14 protein-coding genes are annotated in these 16,080 nt (G+C 67.5%); 8 read left to right on the forward strand and 6 right to left on the reverse strand.

The window, feature by feature from the left end:
• Positions 1–79: 79 nt before the first annotated feature.
• From sucB to G6N32_RS16700, 6 genes are read left to right on the forward strand one after another with little or no spacing between them, the layout of a single operon-like run.
• Positions 80–1,885, forward strand: coding sequence for a 2-oxoglutarate dehydrogenase, E2 component, dihydrolipoamide succinyltransferase (sucB, locus tag G6N32_RS16675; protein ID WP_115320535.1), 1,806 nt, complete (start codon positions 80–82; stop codon positions 1,883–1,885).
• 4 nt (positions 1,886–1,889) lie between these two features.
• Positions 1,890–2,810, forward strand: coding sequence for a TIGR01777 family oxidoreductase (locus G6N32_RS16680; protein WP_115320536.1), 921 nt, complete (start codon positions 1,890–1,892; stop codon positions 2,808–2,810).
• Positions 2,811–2,823: 13 nt separating this feature from the next.
• A complete protein-coding gene (lipB, locus tag G6N32_RS16685; RefSeq protein WP_115320537.1) occupies positions 2,824–3,483 on the forward strand; it encodes a lipoyl(octanoyl) transferase LipB in 660 nt (219 codons plus the stop codon).
• A complete protein-coding gene (lipA, locus tag G6N32_RS16690) occupies positions 3,480–4,412 on the forward strand; it encodes a lipoyl synthase (RefSeq protein WP_115320538.1) in 933 nt (310 codons plus the stop codon). Before lipB ends, lipA begins: the two co-directional genes overlap by 4 nt.
• Positions 4,413–4,454: 42 nt before the next feature.
• Complete coding sequence (locus G6N32_RS16695; protein WP_115320539.1) at positions 4,455–5,207, forward strand: DUF4191 domain-containing protein; 753 nt, start codon at positions 4,455–4,457, stop codon at positions 5,205–5,207.
• An 18-nt stretch (positions 5,208–5,225) separates the two neighbouring features.
• A complete protein-coding gene (locus tag G6N32_RS16700; RefSeq protein ID WP_115320540.1) occupies positions 5,226–7,022 on the forward strand; it encodes an amidohydrolase in 1,797 nt (598 codons plus the stop codon).
• A 1-nt stretch (position 7,023) separates the two neighbouring features.
• Here the strand turns inward: G6N32_RS16700 and G6N32_RS16705 are convergent, their stop codons facing one another.
• The gene (locus G6N32_RS16705) at positions 7,024–8,304 is read right to left on the reverse strand and encodes an HNH endonuclease (protein WP_115321307.1); all 1,281 of its coding nucleotides are present in this window, start codon (positions 8,302–8,304) and stop codon (positions 7,024–7,026) included.
• Between the two features lie 36 nt (positions 8,305–8,340).
• Positions 8,341–8,805, reverse strand: a complete 465-nt coding sequence (locus tag G6N32_RS16710) for an RDD family protein (RefSeq protein WP_115320541.1) — start codon at positions 8,803–8,805, stop codon at positions 8,341–8,343.
• Positions 8,806–8,984: 179 nt separating this feature from the next.
• On the opposite strand from G6N32_RS16710, the gene glnA reads away from it, so the two are divergent.
• Positions 8,985–10,421: a type I glutamate--ammonia ligase gene (glnA, locus tag G6N32_RS16715; protein ID WP_036344627.1), complete on the forward strand. Its 1,437-nt coding sequence runs from the start codon at positions 8,985–8,987 to the stop codon at positions 10,419–10,421.
• A 121-nt stretch (positions 10,422–10,542) separates the two neighbouring features.
• Complete coding sequence (locus G6N32_RS16720; RefSeq protein ID WP_115320542.1) at positions 10,543–10,950, forward strand: DoxX family protein; 408 nt, start codon at positions 10,543–10,545, stop codon at positions 10,948–10,950.
• Positions 10,951–10,963: 13 nt separating this feature from the next.
• Here the strand turns inward: G6N32_RS16720 and G6N32_RS16725 are convergent, their stop codons facing one another.
• The 4 genes from G6N32_RS16725 to G6N32_RS16740 are packed head-to-tail and all read right to left on the reverse strand — an operon-like array spanning position 10,964 to position 15,966.
• Entirely contained in the window at positions 10,964–11,575 is a 612-nt protein-coding gene (locus G6N32_RS16725) for a carbonic anhydrase (protein ID WP_163789299.1), read from the reverse strand.
• A gap of 28 nt (positions 11,576–11,603) precedes the next feature.
• Positions 11,604–11,927: a P-II family nitrogen regulator gene (locus G6N32_RS16730; RefSeq protein ID WP_115320544.1), complete on the reverse strand. Its 324-nt coding sequence runs from the start codon at positions 11,925–11,927 to the stop codon at positions 11,604–11,606.
• Positions 11,924–14,488: a DUF2309 domain-containing protein gene (locus G6N32_RS16735; RefSeq protein WP_115320545.1), complete on the reverse strand. Its 2,565-nt coding sequence runs from the start codon at positions 14,486–14,488 to the stop codon at positions 11,924–11,926. The genes G6N32_RS16730 and G6N32_RS16735 overlap by 4 nt, the downstream gene beginning before the upstream one ends.
• Complete coding sequence (locus G6N32_RS16740) at positions 14,485–15,966, reverse strand: proton-conducting transporter transmembrane domain-containing protein (protein WP_163789301.1); 1,482 nt, start codon at positions 15,964–15,966, stop codon at positions 14,485–14,487. Before G6N32_RS16740 ends, G6N32_RS16735 begins: the two co-directional genes overlap by 4 nt.
• Between the last annotated feature and the right edge of the window lie 114 nt (positions 15,967–16,080).

Genomic DNA, 16,080 nt, shown 5'->3' on the forward strand with positions numbered 1-16,080 from the left:
AATGACAGGATGGGTACACGACGCTGTGGTATGCCAGAAGTCCGACCCGCACGACTGACCGTTCGAGGGAGTCAACACAATGGCCGTCTCCGTCCAGATGCCGGCACTCGGTGAGAGCGTCACCGAGGGGACCGTCACCCGGTGGCTGAAGCAAGAGGGCGACACCGTCGAGGTGGACGAGCCTCTGCTCGAGGTGTCGACCGACAAGGTGGACACGGAGATTCCCGCTCCCGCGTCCGGCGTGCTGACCAAGATCGTTGCGCAAGAGGACGACACCGTCGAGGTCGGCGGCGAGCTCGCGGTGATCGGCGAAGCCGGTGAGGAATCGGAGTCGTCCGCGGTTCCGGCCGAGTCGTCTGAAGCTCCGGCCGAGTCGTCTGAGGCCCCGGCCGAGGATGAGAAGGCCGCCGAGGAGACCCAGGCCGAGCCCGAACCGGAGCCGGAGCCCGAACCCGCGCAGTCGTCGGGATCCTCGGAGTCGTCCGGTTCGGCGACGCCGGTGCTGATGCCCGAACTCGGCGAGTCGGTCACCGAGGGCACTGTGACCCGGTGGCTGAAGAAGGTCGGCGATTCCGTCGAGGTCGACGAGCCGCTGGTCGAGGTGTCCACCGACAAGGTCGACACCGAGATCCCGTCACCGGTGGCCGGGACGCTGCTGTCGATCACGGCCGAGGAGGACGACACCGTCGCCGTCGGCGGCGAACTGGGCAAGATCGGGGATGCCGGCGCAGCGCCGCAGTCCGAGCCGAAGCCCGAACCTAAACCCGAACCCAAGCCGGAGCCGAAGGCCGAACCCAAACCCGAACCGGAACCGGAACCGAAGGCCGAACCCAAACCCGAACCGAAACCGGAACCGAAGCCCGAACCCAAACCGGAGCCGAAGCCCGAGCCCAAGGCGGCCCCCGCGCCGGCAGCCGCCGATGATGGCGACGCCGCCGACGGCAGCCCCTACGTCACCCCGCTGGTGCGAAAGCTGGCCGCCGAGAACGGCATCGACCTCGCCGGCGTCAAGGGCACCGGTGTCGGCGGGCGCATCCGCAAGCAGGATGTGCTGGCCGCCGCGGAAGCCAAGAAAGCCCCGGCCGCACCCGCCGCTCCGGCAGCCAAGGCACCCGCAGCTGCCGCCCCGGCCGCCGCGGCGGCACCGTCACCGTTGGCGCATCTGCGCGGTACCACGCAGAAAGCGAACCGGATTCGGCAGATCACCGCCAAGAAGACCCGCGAATCGCTGCAGACCACCGCGCAGTTGACGCAGACCCACGAGGTCGACATGACCAAGATCGTGGCGCTACGGGCTAAGGCGAAGACGAGCTTCGCCGAGCGCGAGGGGGTCAACCTGACCTACCTGCCGTTCATCGCCCGTGCGGTGATCGACGCACTCAAGGCCCACCCGAACATCAACGCCAGCTACAACGAGGACACCAAGGAGATCACCTACTACGACGCCGAGAACCTCGGCTTCGCGGTGGACACCGAGCAGGGCCTGCTCTCCCCGGTGGTGCACAACGCCGGCGATCTGTCGCTGGCCGGGCTGGCGCGCGCCATCCACGACATCGCCGACCGGGCCCGCAGCGGCAACCTCAAGCCCGACGAGCTGTCCGGCGGCACGTTCACGATCACCAACATCGGCAGCCAGGGCGCGCTGTTCGACACCCCGATCCTGGTCCCGCCGCAGGCGGCGATGCTGGGCACCGGTGCGATCGTCAAACGGCCCCGGGTGATCGTCGACGACTCCGGCAACGAGTCGATCGGCGTGCGCTCCATCTGTTACCTGCCGCTGACCTACGATCACCGGCTGATCGACGGCGCGGATGCCGGCCGATTCCTGACCACCGTCAAGCGGCGTCTCGAAGAAGGGGCATTCGAGGCCGACCTGGGGTTGTGACGCGATGAGCCAACCAACGGGCGGGCTCGTCGTCGCGATCGCCGGTTCGTCCGGCCTGATCGGCTCGGCACTGGTGTCGGCGCTGCGCGCTGCCGACCATCGCGTGCTGCGCATCGTGCGCCGGGCGCCGGCCAACGGCGACGAACTGCACTGGAATCCCGACAGCGGCGAGTTCGATCCGTCGGGCCTGGAGGGCGTCGACGCGGTGATCAACCTCTGCGGCGTCAACGTCGGCGACAAGCGGTGGTCGGGTTCGTTCAAACAGAGCCTGCGTGACAGCCGCATCGGCCCCACCGAGGTGATCGCCGCGGCCGTCGCCGACGCCGGGGTGCCGACGCTGATCAACGCCAGCGCGGTGGGGTACTACGGCGACACCGGCAGCCGGGTCGTCGACGAAACCGCCCCGGCCGGAGGCGGATTCCTGTCCCGGCTCTGTCTGGACTGGGAGGCCGCGGCGCTGGCCGCCGAGGATGCCGGCGCTCGGGTGGTGCTCGCCCGCTCCGGACTGGTGCTCTCCCCCGGCGGCGGTGTGCTGGCCCGGCTTCGGCCGCTGTTCAGTCTCGGACTGGGGGCCCGGATCGGCAACGGCAGGCAGTACATGCCGTGGATCAGTCTCGAGGACGAGATCCGCGCGCTGCTGTTCGCGATCAACAACAGCGACCTGTCGGGCCCGGTGAACTTCACCGGACCCGCTCCGGTGACCAATTCGGAGTTCACCGCCGCGCTCGGCCGGGCGCTGAACCGGCCGACGCCGCTGCTGGTGCCCGGGTTCGCCCTGCGCGCCCTGCTCGGCGAGTTCGCCGATGAGGGGCTGCTCGACGGGCAGCGGGCGATCCCCGCCGCCCTGGAACGGGCCGGGTTCGTCTTCCACCACAACACCATCGGCGAGGCGCTGGCCTACGCCACGACGTCCGCTCAGGGGTAGTAGCGTCGATTGGGTGCGGGAATCCATTCGATCGAGCTCAGCGGGCATGCAGGTGCGCCAGCTGGGCACCGTCGACTACCAGGACGCCTGGCAGTTGCAGCGCGAGTTGGCCGCTGCCCGGGTGGCCGGCGGCCCCGACACGATGCTGCTGCTGGAGCACCCGGCGGTGTACACCGCCGGTAAGCGCACCGAAGCCCACGAGCGACCGATGGATGGCACCCCCGTCGTCGACACCGACCGTGGCGGGAAGATCACCTGGCATGGCCCCGGCCAGCTGGTCGGCTATCCGGTGATCGGGCTGGCCGAGCCGCTGGATGTGGTGAATTATGTTCGGCGCCTTGAGGAATCGCTGATCTCGGTATGCGCCGGATTGGGCCTGGAGACCGGCCGGGTCGAGGGGCGCTCCGGCGTCTGGGTGGAGGGAAACCGCAAGATCGCCGCGATCGGCATCCGGGTGGCCCGCGGAACGACGCTGCACGGTTTCGCGCTGAACTGCGACTGCGATCTGGGCGCGTACTCGGCGATCGTGCCGTGCGGAATCTCTGACGCCGGGGTGACTTCGCTGAGCGCTGAACTGGGGCGTCACGTCAGTGTCGACGACGTTCGCGCCTCCGTCGCCGACGCGGTGAGCGACGCCCTCGACGGCCGCCTGCCCGTAAGCTTGACGTCGTGACAGTCACTCCGGAAGGCCGCAAGCTGCTGCGCCTGGAGGTCCGCAATGCCGAGACCCCGATCGAGCGTAAGCCGCCGTGGATCAAGACCCGTGCGCGCATGGGTCCGGAGTACACCGCGCTGAAGAGCCTCGTGCGCCGCGAAGGGCTGCACACCGTATGCGAGGAAGCGGGCTGTCCCAACATCTTCGAGTGCTGGGAAGACCGCGAAGCGACGTTCCTGATCGGCGGTGAGCAGTGCACCCGCCGCTGCGATTTCTGCCAGATCGACACCGGCAAGCCCGCTGAACTGGATCGCGACGAGCCGCGCCGGGTGGCCGAGAGCGTGGCCGCGATGGGGTTGCGCTACGCGACGGTGACGGGCGTGGCCCGCGACGACCTGCCCGACGGCGGGGCGTGGCTGTACGCCGAGACGGTGCGCGCCATCAAAGAGCTCAACCCGGCCACCGGCGTCGAACTACTGGCCCCGGACTTCAACGGCGAGCCCGCCTTGCTGCGTGAGGTGTTCGATTCGCGCCCAGAAGTGTTCGCGCACAACGTGGAAACGGTGCCACGGATCTTCAAGAGGATCCGCCCGGCGTTCCGCTACCAGCGCAGCCTCGATGTGTTGACGGCTGCCCGCGCAGCGGGGCTGGTCACCAAGAGCAACCTGATCCTCGGCATGGGCGAAACCATCGACGAGGTGCACACCGCGCTGGCCGACCTGCACGGCGCGGGCTGCGACATCGTGACGATCACCCAGTACCTGCGACCGTCGGTGCGTCATCACCCGGTGGAGCGGTGGGTCAAGCCCGAGGAGTTCGTCGAGCTGGCCGCCTACGCCGAGGGGCTGGGATTCGCCGGGGTGCTGTCCGGACCGCTGGTGCGCTCCTCCTACCGGGCCGGCCGGCTGTATCAGCAGGCAGCGGCGGCGCACAAGCTCGCGCGGTGACCGCGGCGTCACGCTGATCGCGGGCCCGTATTCTTGGTAGTTATGGCGAAATCCCGCAACGCTGCCCAGGACAAGGCAGCCAAGGCCGAGGCGAAGGCTGCCAGCAAGGCCGCAGCCAAGCAGCGCCGCGCCCAGTTGTGGCAGGCGTTCCAAATGCAGCGCAAGGAAGACAAGCGACTGCTCCCCTACATGATCGGCGCGTTCGTGCTGATCGTGGCCGCGTCGGTGGCCGCCGGCGTGCTGGCCGGCGGGATCACGCTGTACCTGCTGATCGTGCTCGGCGTCGTGCTGGGCGCCCTGGTGGCGTTCATCATCTTCGGACGGCGCGCGCAGAAGTCGGTGTTCCGCAAGGCCGAGGGGCAGACCGGTGCCGCGGCTTGGGCGCTGGACAATTTGCGCGGCAAGTGGCGGGTGACGCCGGGGGTTGCGGCCACCGGCCACTTCGATGCCGTGCATCGGGTGATCGGCAGGCCGGGCGTGATCTTCGTGGCCGAGGGCTCCGCGGCCCGGGTCCGGCCGCTGCTGGCGCAGGAGAAGAAGCGCACCGCGCGACTGATCGGCGACGTCCCGATCTACGACGTGATCGTCGGCAACGGCGAGGGCGAGGTGCCGCTGGCGAAGCTGGAGCGTCACCTGACCAAGCTGCCTGCCAACATCACCGTCAAGCAGATGGACTCACTGGAGTCCAAGCTCGTCGCCCTGGGTTCTCGGATGGGTCCGGCCGCCATGCCCAAGGGCCCGCTGCCCGCCCAGGCCAAGATGAAGGGCGTGCAACGCACCGTCCGCAGGCGTTGACCAGATTCGGGGGATGTCATCTGTACCGCGTGTGAGTGGGCACCGCATTTCAGTGCGCTGGGCTCGGGGGTTCTGACGCGGCGCACCGCGCTGCGTGCGGCGGCGGTGACGGCGGTCGCCACGGCCGCGGCTGCCTGCGGCGGTAAACAGCCCGCGACCGGCGTGACGACGTTCGCCGATGTCGTGTTCCGAGCAGGCCGGATCTACACCGTGTCGCCCGCACAGCCGTGGGCGCAGGCGGTGGCGGTCACGGGCAACACCATCTCCTATGTGGGTGACGACGCAGGCGCGGCGGCGCTCGAAGGCCCGGACACCCGCGTCGTCGACCTTGACGGCAAGCTGATGCTGCCGGGGTTCGTCGAGGGTCACATCCATCCGTTCCTCGGCGCGTTTCTGACCAGTGGCGTGGACCTGCAGGTGCCCACCGGGGCGGACGCACTGGCCGCGATCGCCGAGTACGCAGCACAGCACCCCGACGGCCCGGTACGCGGATTCGGTTGGCGAGTCGACATGTTCGGGCCCGACGGGCCCACCCGCCAGGAGCTGGACCGGGTGCTGCCGGACCGGCCCGGATTCTTCTTCGCGATCGACGGCCACAGCATGTGGGCCAACAGCAAGGCGCTGCAGATCGCCGGCGTCGGCCGGGACACCCCGGACCCGATTCCCGGGTTCAGTTACTACGCCCGCGACGAGCACGGCGATCCCACCGGGTATCTCCTCGAAGTCGACGCGGTGCTGAGCCTGGTGAACGCCGTCGATCCGATATCGCCGCACTCGATGCAGACGCTGCTGGAGTCGTGGCTGCCGAAGGCTTCCGCGGCGGGGATCACCTCGGTCTTCGATGCCGGGGTGCCGCCGATCGGTGAGGATCAGGGCGCGGTGATCGGCCTGTACGCCGAGCTGGAGCAGCACGGCAGGTTGCCGTTCCGGGTGGTGGCGTCCTACAGCGTGAAAGCCCCGCCGGTCGACGATGCGGTGGCGAAGCTGACCGACATCCGCAACCGGATCTCGACCGAACTGGTGACCGTCGGCGCGGTGAAGATCGTCGGCGATGGCACCCAGGGCGGATACACCGCATGGCTCATCGAGCCGTATGCGGACAAACCCGATTCGATCGGGGGCTCGCCGTTCACCGAGGATCAGTGGCGCCAACTGGTACGCGAGGTCGATGCGGCCGGTTTCGATGTCCATGTGCACGCCTGTGGTGAGCGCACGGCCCGCACCGCGCTGGATTCGATCGAGGCGGCGATTGCAGTCAACCCGCCGCGTGACCGCAGGCACACCATCGCCCATCTGGTGTACGTCCAGGATCCCGATAGCCAGCGGTTCGGCAAACTCGGTGTGACGGGCCAGTTTTCGGCCAACTGGATGTCGGCCGACCCGGACACCGTGCAGAACATGGCGGCGCGATACGGACAACCCCGCCAAGAGCTGTTCTATCGCGCTCAGGACATCCTGCGGTCCGGCGGCCGGATCTCGCTGGGCACCGACTGGCCGGCGGCCGGTTATTTCTCCACCTACAAACCGCTCGATTCCATCCAGATCGGGGTGACCCGCCAGCTGATCGGCCAGCCCGATGCGCCGGTGCTGGCGCCGGCCGATCAGAAGCTCACCGTCGCCGAAGCTGTGCACGCCAACACGATGGGTGCCGCTTATCAGATCCGGCTCGACGACAAGGTCGGCTCGGTCGAGGTGGGCAAGCGTGCCGATCTGATCGTGCTGGATTCCAACATCTTCGAGATCGACCCGCACGACATCCACCGTGCGGCCGTCACGATGACGATGATGAACGGACAGGTCCGCCACCAGGTGTAGCTCAGGCGGCGATCACCTGCAGCAACCTTCCGTTGAGATACACCTCCGCGGAGCTCCTCGGAATCTTCGGCGTGCCAGGCATCGGTGGCGCGGCGGAGTGGTAGTGCGCGCCGGTCGGCGTAATGAATTCCGCTGTGTGGACGCCGTTCTCGCCAATGGCGGCGTTCACCTGCCAGCCTGGCGACTCCTTGGCATAGTTGCACGCCTCGCAGAGGCCTTGCCCGTTCTCCGCACTGGTGGCACCGCCACGGGAGTGCGGTATCGCATGGTCGCGATGCCGAATCGGCGCGTCACAGTAGGGGGTTCGGCACCGCTGATCGCGCATCTCGATGAAGTCCGCCAAGCCTTTCGGGAACAACCGCGATCGCGAGTCCATGGCGACCAGTGCGCCGCTGTCCGGGTTGGCGTACAGCCGACGCAGCGTGGCGCGTGATCGCTCATCGGTCACCGCGTCCATGACCATCTGCTGTGCCACCGCCGAAGGCACCGAGCCGTAACCGGCGATCACCGCCGCACCCTGTTCGGCCCCGAGCAGCATCTGATCGGACACCACCAGGTTCACCGCCACCGGAACCGGTTGATCGGCAGGCCGTCCCGTCACCCGCTCGACCAACGTGTCGGCCATCACCTGACCGCGCGAGCGAGCGTCGCAGCTGGCGTCGGCCTCGCGCTTGAGCGCGGCATACACCGACACGCCCTGAGCCACCGGCAGCAGCGCCGTCACATACGTCATCGTGTCCGGGGCGGGGCGAATCGTGACCGTGCGTTCAGCGTCGGCCTTCGCGGCCCGGTCGACCACAGCATGCGGGTCCAACCGGTAGGCGATCGCTTTCGCCTTCGCCCCCAGAGCTGCGTCCCCCACTCCGAGCAATGCATCAGGATCCGAACACAATTCGGAATCGAGCCGCCGGCGATCCTCGACATCCAGGCACGCCGACTCCCGCACCACGATCGTGGCCCGCCATTCCGACAACACTCCACGCTCAAGCGCCGCCAGCGTGTGCGGCATCTCGTACACCAGCGCCTTGGCGAAACCGAGATGCTGCCCACCGCGGGCCGGCGAATCACTTCGAGCCAGAGCCACCTCGGAAGCGAGGCCCCTGCCCCGCTTCCGGATTGGAACCCCAGCCGCCTCCTCGGCCGATCGCCGGGCGGCATCCAGCGCGGCGGTCAGCCGCGCCTGCCCCGCAGCTGCCGCGGCTTTGAGCCGCTCCAGCTCCGCGATCCCCCGGACCAGTCCCGATTGGTCGCGAGGGTCGATATCCCACAATTCATCGAACATGTGTTCGATGATGCCATCGACCCCCGACAAGAACGGTCAGCGCCGGACGACCGCCGTCATCGTCAGCCGGTCCTGCAGACCGCGCCCGTCGGCGTCGGTGAACAGTCCCGGGATCACCAAGGCGAGCAGCAGGCCTCGCGCGATCGCCCGGCCACTGCCGACGTGCTGGCGGTTATCGACCGGGATCACCATCAACCCGAGCGCGTACTGCCCCGGGGTGAACCCGAACAGCCGCACCGACAGCACACCTAACACGAACCAGATGGCCAGGACGGCGGTAGACAGCACCGAGACACTGATCAGTCCCAACGACATCCCGAGCGCCGCGAGCCCGTAACCGATCAGCCAGTCGATCAGCAGTGCCAGAAAACGCCGGCCCATCCGCGCCAGCGACCGAGGCCCGGATTCCGGCAGGCCCAACTCCTGGCCCGGCCACCCGGCGTCGTCACCCGGCTTCACCGGTTCCGGTCCGGACAGCCAAGATCCGAGTTCGCGCGCCATGGCCCCAGGATATGCGGACTCCCGGCAGCCCCCTGTCCAGCGCCGCAGGTCGATTGCGTAACGTCGGCGCAACATGAGCTTGACGACCGTGCAACATCAGATCCATAGCGTCAGCCGCGGGTTAACAAACCCACGTGCCGATATCTGCGTCAAACCGGCTGCACCGAAGGAGTTAGTAAGTGGCAGAAAAGACAGCTGACGACCTGTTCAAGCTGATCAAGGACCAAAAAGTCGAGTACGTCGACATCCGGTTCTGCGATCTGCCTGGCGTGGTCCAGCACTTCTCGATCCCCGCCTCAGCGTTCGACGAGAGCGTTTTCGAGGACGGCCTGGCGTTCGACGGTTCGTCGGTGCGCGGCTTCCAGTCGATCCACGAGTCCGACATGCTGCTGCTTCCGGACCCCGTCACCGCACGCATCGACCCGTTCCGTGCCGCCAAGACGCTCAACCTCAACTTCTTCGTGCACGATCCCTTCACCCGTGAGGCCTACTCGCGCGACCCGCGCAACGTGGCCCGCAAGGCGGAGAACTACCTGATCAGCACCGGCATCGCCGACACCGCCTACTTCGGCGCCGAGGCCGAGTTCTACATCTTCGACTCGGTGAGCTTCGACTCCAAGATCAACGGCACCTTCTACGAGGTCGACTCCGAATCCGGCTGGTGGAACTCCGGCGAGCCCTTCGAGGCCGACGGCTCGGCCAACCGGGGTTACAAGGTGCGCCCGAAGGGTGGCTACTTCCCGGTGGCGCCGTACGACCACTACGTCGACCTGCGCGACGACATCACCACCAACCTGCAGAACGCCGGCTTCACGATCGAGCGCGGCCACCACGAGGTGGGCACCGCCGGTCAGGCCGAGATCAACTACAAGTTCAACACGCTGCTGCATGCGGCCGACGACGTGCTGCTGTTCAAGTACATCGTCAAGAACACGGCGTGGGCAGCCGGCAAGACCGTGACGTTCATGCCGAAGCCGCTGTTCGGCGACAACGGTTCGGGCATGCATGTGCACCAGTCGCTGTGGAAGGACGGCAAGCCGCTGTTCCATGACGAGTCGGGCTACGCCGGCCTGTCGGACATCGCCCGTCACTACATCGGCGGCATCCTGCACCACGCGCCGTCGCTGCTGGCGTTCACCAACCCCACGGTGAACTCCTACAAGCGCCTGGTGCCGGGCTACGAGGCGCCGATCAACCTGGTGTACAGCCAGCGCAACCGGTCGGCCGCGGTGCGTATCCCGATCACCGGCAACAACCCGAAGGCCAAGCGCCTCGAGTTCCGTGCACCGGACAGCTCGGGCAACCCGTACCTGGCGTTCGCGGCGATGATGATGGCCGGCCTGGACGGCATCAAGAAGAAGATCGAGCCGCAGACGCCGGTCGACAAGGACCTCTACGAGCTTCCGCCGGAAGAGGCCGCCAACATCCCGCAGGCGCCGACGTCCCTGTCCGCGGTCATCGACCGTCTCGAGGCCGATCACGAATACCTCACCGAGGGAGGCGTTTTCACGACCGACCTGATCGAGACGTGGATCTCCTACAAGCGTGAGAACGAGATCATGCCCGTTCAGATCCGGCCTCACCCGTACGAGTTCGCGCTCTACTACGACGTCTAAATCGACGCCGCGGTAAGACCGACGGAGCCCACTCACCCCTTCACGGGGCGGGTGGGCTCCTTCGTTGAGAGTTAACGGGGGAGAACTATCCGGACCGTAGTCCGAATAGTATGGTCGTCGCATGGCACAAACCCTTGACGCGCGACTCGGCGGTTACCACTCCCCCGTCCTCGGAATCTTCCGGATTGTCATCGGCCTCCTGTTCGCTCTCCACGGCGCGGTGAAACTTTTCGGCTGGCCCATCTCCCAGGGCGGCGCCGCCCCGATCGGGAGCTGGCCGTACTGGTGGGCCGGCGTCATCGAGCTGGTTGTCGGCCTGCTCGTCGCGCTGGGCCTGTTCACGCGCATCGCCGCACTCATCGGCTCCGGCGAGATGGCGTTCGCCTATTTCACCCAGCACCAGCCGCACGGCCTGTTGCCGATTCAGAACGACGGCGAGCTCGCCGTTCTGTACTGCTTTGCGCTGTTCCTGCTGGCCTTCGCAGGCCCCGGCGCGTTCGCCGTGCAAGGCGGCCGGTTCCGCCGCTGACCGTCAGCGCCTGTCACACGCATTCCAGCAGCGTGTCGGGCACTTCACCGACCGGTCCGATGGTTGCGTAGGTGCGCAGCTGGCCGGTCACCGGATCGGTTGTCGCACAGACGATGCCGCACTTTCCCGCGTCGATCCGCTGAGAGATGATCGGCGATCGTTCCATCAGCGCCACGCCGGTTTCGACGATGTGCGCGGCGGTGACCGCGTCGACGGAGTCCGCACTGACACCGCGGCGCACAATCGACGACAGTGCTTGCTGGACAGCAATCCGGGTGGCGCCCTCGGGAATCACCGCGTCGTCCCACGCCCTCATCGCGGCTCGCATAGCGCGGCAGTCCGAATGGCCGAGCACCACGATCAGCGGTACTTCCAGCGTTTCGACGGCGCACTCCATGGTGGCCAGCACACCGTCGTCGATGACATGACCCCAGGTGCTGACATCGACCAGCGAGCCCCAGCTCTGGCCGAGAATCATCTCGCTCCCGACAGCCGCATCCGCGCAACGGAATACCGCGGCCACCGGGTTTCGAAGGGACAGCTTGGCCTGGCCGCCTCGGACCGGGACGAAGAACATCTCGTTGCCTGCGCGCAGATGTTGCCAGGTGTTCAGTGGGTTGGACATGTTGTGATCCTTTCTCGGTGATACGGATTCAGCAGAAGTACTCGGGCCGGCTGACATAGGTCTCGGTCACGAACATCACTCCGGGCGACGCGTCGAGCAGGCAGCGGAGCCCGGTGAGCAACGCGTCGGCCTTGCCGTCCGGGACCACAGTGATCAGAAGTTCCAGTGCCGCCTGCTGGTTGAACAGCAGCTTGCCCTGCCGGTAGCCGTGGTGGCCGAGCCCTGAGACGCCGGACACGCTGGTGTACCCGGTGGCGCCGACGCTCTGGATCAATTCCCGAACAGCGGCGGCGTCGCTGCCGGGAACTACCACCTCGACCTTGATCATCTTGGTGAGTGCTGATGTAGTCATGAGACCCTCTCTTCATCGGGAACCATTGGTAGGGAATCGGATTCGAACCACGGCCGCCACCCTGTGCGGGTCCACTGCTGCCAGGAATCCCCTGCGCAAGGCCTGGCGGCAAGGCCGACCCAGTCATTTCCGAACAACCGCTGCAGGATTGGGTTGCGGTCGATGATCGTGTCGATCCGTGCCAGCGGAGCCTGGATCACCGCGAGCAGACGCATCGGCTCGTGCCGCAGGCGACTGCCGTCGGCAATCGATTGCCAGGGCAGTCCCAGTCGCAGATCACCGTTGTGCCCACTGATCACGCCGGCGCTGCCGACTACGTTGTGGACGGTCTTGGTGCCGGCTCCGAAGACATCGGGTGCGACTGCCGAGAAGTAGTACTGGCAGTTGATCCACTGGGCGACGACGAGGGGGGCGGTCATGATGGTCTCCAGGGCGCTGCCATCGCTGTCGACGTCGGCGTCATAGGAGTGCAGGAACGTCCGCCGTTGGAGGTCGAGGCCGGCGGAGATCTCGCGGGGGCCGATGATGAACGCGGCATTGTCGGCCAACCCCCATTCGGGGTAAACCTGCGCCCAGTCAACCGATCTGGTGGTGACGTGACGCGCCGCCCGCTGCCGCGTTCGCGCGGCGCGCGCACCGGGAAGCGTCGCGCAGCGTTCGGCTGCCAGTGCGGCTCCGGCGCGGGCCAGATCGTCCTTCAATCGCGCGACGTCCTCGTGGTGCGTCACCGGAACCAGGTGACAGTCCAGTATCCGGATCCGATCTGACGTCGTGTCGTGTTGGGCTGCGACGAACCATGTTTGGTCCGGGATGTCGATTCCCATACCGCGAAGTTCCCGACGCACCTCGGGTTGGTTGAGTATCGCCACCGCGGTCCGGGCGTTGGGACCGCCGGCCTGTCCTCCGCACGCACCGCAGTCCAAGGCTGCCTGGTACGGATTGTTCTCCGATGTGCTCCCGTGTGCGCAGAACACCACCAGCCGGCCGAAACCGTCGACCAAACCCATCGTGGCGAGTGCGACGTTGGCGAACAGCACGCGCTCGGCCTGCGGTATGGCGTCGACGCTGAGTACCGTCGCCGCTTCCGGCACCGCCATGGCGTGTAGACGCCGGCGGATCGTGCCGCTGACCGCGGGCGTCAGTGTCTTCGCCGCGGCGAGCGGGGCCGCGGCCCAGCCGGCCGCTTCGGCGAGCGTAAAAGGCGCTGCCACCGCCTCTTTGGCCGCATGGAATGCCGCCTCGGCACCAGCCAGGTGCCGCGCTCCCGAGACCCGGCGGTGCGCCTCGTGCGCACCGTCGGCAGTGGGGAGTTCGGAGATGTCGTGGCTCGGCGCGATGAGGACCGGGCAGAGGTCACTCGCAGCTCCACCCATCAGGTCGGTGAACCGGATGGCGGCCGCGAAGAACCCCGCGAACCCCAGCGTCTGATATCCGCCCAGCGACTCCAGGTGGCGTCGCAGCCCCTCAGAGCGGGTGTCGATGCAGGTGACCACCTGAGTGTGGATGCTCCCGCGGTGCCGATCATCGGCCTTGACATCGAGCGCACGAAGCAGCTCATCGCGGTAGTGGTACTCAAAGGCACTCTGCCAGAGGAGCTCTCGTGCCGTCACCGGCATCGCCGCGAGAACCCGAGCGGCCACGGATAGTTCGTCGTCGGTGACTCCGGCGAGCCCCAGAACCGCGGCCACGTGGACAGCCCGCTCCCGCGCCGACGGCGGTGTCGCGACCGGCTGATCCACAGCGAGGGCCTGGTGATCACCGGCGAGCAGAGCGCTCTCGTATGCCAGTCGCATAGCGACGTAGGCCGTGAGATCGATTCCCACCGACTTGCCGCTACCCCAGTGGATGTGCGCGGCCCACCCGGGCAGTCGGGACAGATGCGCCTGCAGGTAGGCGATGCGCCGGTCGTCACCCACGCCGAGGGCATCGAGTGCCGCCAGCGCGGCGTCTTCCGCACGCTCTGGTGTCCGGCGAAGGCGCGCTCGCACAGCGCGCTTCAGCGAAGGATCACCGGGAGCCAACGCCCGCCACGCCGCGTAGAAACCGTTCTCCCGTCCCGGCATCGGCCACGCCCCTTCGCCGAAGAACGCCGTGCACCACTTCGCGGTCTGCGCGTCGACGGTGTCGGTCACCTGCGGGGCGAGCTCCTCAGAGCGAGTCCGGTAGCGGCGCAACGGTTCGAGACTGCCCACGCCGTACAGGAGATCGGCCCTCATCAATTCGAGTGGGCGCAGGTCGTGCCCGCCGAGCCGCAGCGGCTCGGCGCCGGCGAGATTGGGATAACGGCGAAGCAGCATCGCATCCAGGTCGGCGTCGGTGACTCGCCCAGCTTCATGCATCTGCCGGAAGTACTTGATGCGCAACGTGCCTGGCGTGCCATACAAGTCGCCGGCGCGCCGGATCGCCTGCTCGAAGGGCATGTTCTCCAGCCCTGCGAGCGGATTCACCGCGATGAACGTCTCCAGCGGGTAGTGCGTGGGCAACACCCGGGCGGCAAGTGCGACGTCACTGCGCAGGCGGGCTCGGCGGGCCTCGATGGTGGTCGATTCCGTGGCGGTCACGAACGTGCTCCTCTCGACTGGGCGGGCAGTGACGATGAGATGTATCCGGCGCTGAGCGCTCTGGCGTATATCGCGCGGTGTAGTGACGTTCCCGGGGACCAGCGCACCGCGGCCACCGCGGCAAGGGTGGTGACCAAGGCGGCGAGGATGGGCCAGGACAGTGCCGACGGCGTCGCGGCGGGCAGCGCGGGAGCCAGGTAATGCGTTGCGGCGTAGACCAGCCCGAGATAGGCGATGGCCACGGGCGGCAGCACCGCCATCACCGTGACAAGGCCTGGCGGCCCGCTGCGGTGGCCCAGCCAACCCCACGTGGCGGCGGCACCGGTGACCCAGGCGAAGATCAAGAGCGCCTGCTCAGCGTGCTGCCCGTCGGCCGACAAGGGGATCACCAGCGTCGCCGCATAGAGCGCGGCACCCGGAAGGATGACCGCGAGCACCCCGTTGAGCAGTCGCCGGCGACCGGTCATCACCGGCGGGAGCGGATTGAAGACCGCGCGGCGACGCGCAGCGACGGCGGATCCGGAGGACAGAAACAGGGTCGCCTTGTAGAACCCGTGCGCGACCAGATGGAAGATCGTCGCGGCCCACAGGCCCAGTCCGCAGGTCAGGATCATGAAGCCCATCTGCGCCATCGTCGAATTCGCAAGCGCCCCTTTGATATCAGGCTTCACCAGCATGACGACCGCCCCGTACACCAGGGTGGTCGCGCCCGCCACGATGGTCAGCGCGCGGGCGACATCACCCGAGACCAGAGGGGCGAGGCGGAGAAGGAGGATGCCGCCGGCGTTGACGACGCCCGCATGCAAGAGGGCGGAGACCGGCGTCGGCGCCGCCAGGGTAGCCGGCAGCCACTTGTGGAAGGGCACCTGCGCAGAGCGGGAAAGGGCGGCGACCACCGCGAGGCAGCCGACGATAGGGACCAGCGGCCCGGTGAACGACTCGCCGGCAAGCGCACGCAGGTCCGAGACACCCCATCGTGCGGTGACGATCACGACCGCGACCCACAGGGCGAGGTCACCGATCAAGAACGCGATGGCGGTCCGTCGAACCCCGTCCCGGGCGGCGGGCAGATGCCAGTACATCCCCAGCAGCAGGCAGAGTGCGACACCGACCAGGGTCCAGCCCACTGCGAGTCCGGGCAGCGTCGTCGCGGTGACCATCCCGGCCGAGGCGGACGTCAGCAGGGACGCACCCGCGGTGAACCTGACCGCCCGGGGATCGCCGGCGAGGTAGCGGATCGCGAACGCCTGGACCACCGTGCTCACGCCGAAGACGAGAAGCAGCAACACCGCGGCGACCCGGTCGACACCGATCCCGCGAGCGGCGAACACGGCCAGCAGGCAGGCGATGAGGAAGCCGAGTCCGGCGATGGACGCCCCGGCGTATCCGAGCCAGCGGTATCGCCGGCCGACCAGCAGGGCCGCTACCAGCGCGAACAGCCCGGGCGTCACAGTCACTGCGGGGAGAAGCGTGCTCACATCGACCAACATGCGACACAAATTACGTGTATTGGAATACGTATGTCAAGCTTCGTGAAACTTGTGTCTTGGGATCCGAGTGTGTTTTGGTCAGCTGAACAGGCGCGGGAGATT

The sequence above is a fragment of the Mycolicibacterium aichiense genome, from assembly GCF_010726245.1.
Taxonomy (GTDB): Bacteria; Actinomycetota; Actinomycetes; order Mycobacteriales; family Mycobacteriaceae; genus Mycobacterium; species Mycobacterium aichiense.

Coding starts and splice junctions, on each gene's coding strand:
- G6N32_RS16730 (WP_115320544.1), bottom strand. CDS start 11,927: ATGACTACATCAGCACTCACCAAGATGATCAAGGTCGAGGTGGTAGTT.
- G6N32_RS16705 (WP_115321307.1), bottom strand. CDS start 8,304: ATGTTCGATGAATTGTGGGATATCGACCCTCGCGACCAATCGGGACTG.
- G6N32_RS16695 (WP_115320539.1), top strand. CDS start 4,455: ATGGCGAAATCCCGCAACGCTGCCCAGGACAAGGCAGCCAAGGCCGAG.
- sucB (WP_115320535.1), top strand. CDS start 80: ATGGCCGTCTCCGTCCAGATGCCGGCACTCGGTGAGAGCGTCACCGAG.
- G6N32_RS16720 (WP_115320542.1), top strand. CDS start 10,543: ATGGCACAAACCCTTGACGCGCGACTCGGCGGTTACCACTCCCCCGTC.
- G6N32_RS16710 (WP_115320541.1), bottom strand. CDS start 8,805: ATGGCGCGCGAACTCGGATCTTGGCTGTCCGGACCGGAACCGGTGAAG.
- G6N32_RS16680 (WP_115320536.1), top strand. CDS start 1,890: ATGAGCCAACCAACGGGCGGGCTCGTCGTCGCGATCGCCGGTTCGTCC.
- G6N32_RS16725 (WP_163789299.1), bottom strand. CDS start 11,575: ATGTCCAACCCACTGAACACCTGGCAACATCTGCGCGCAGGCAACGAG.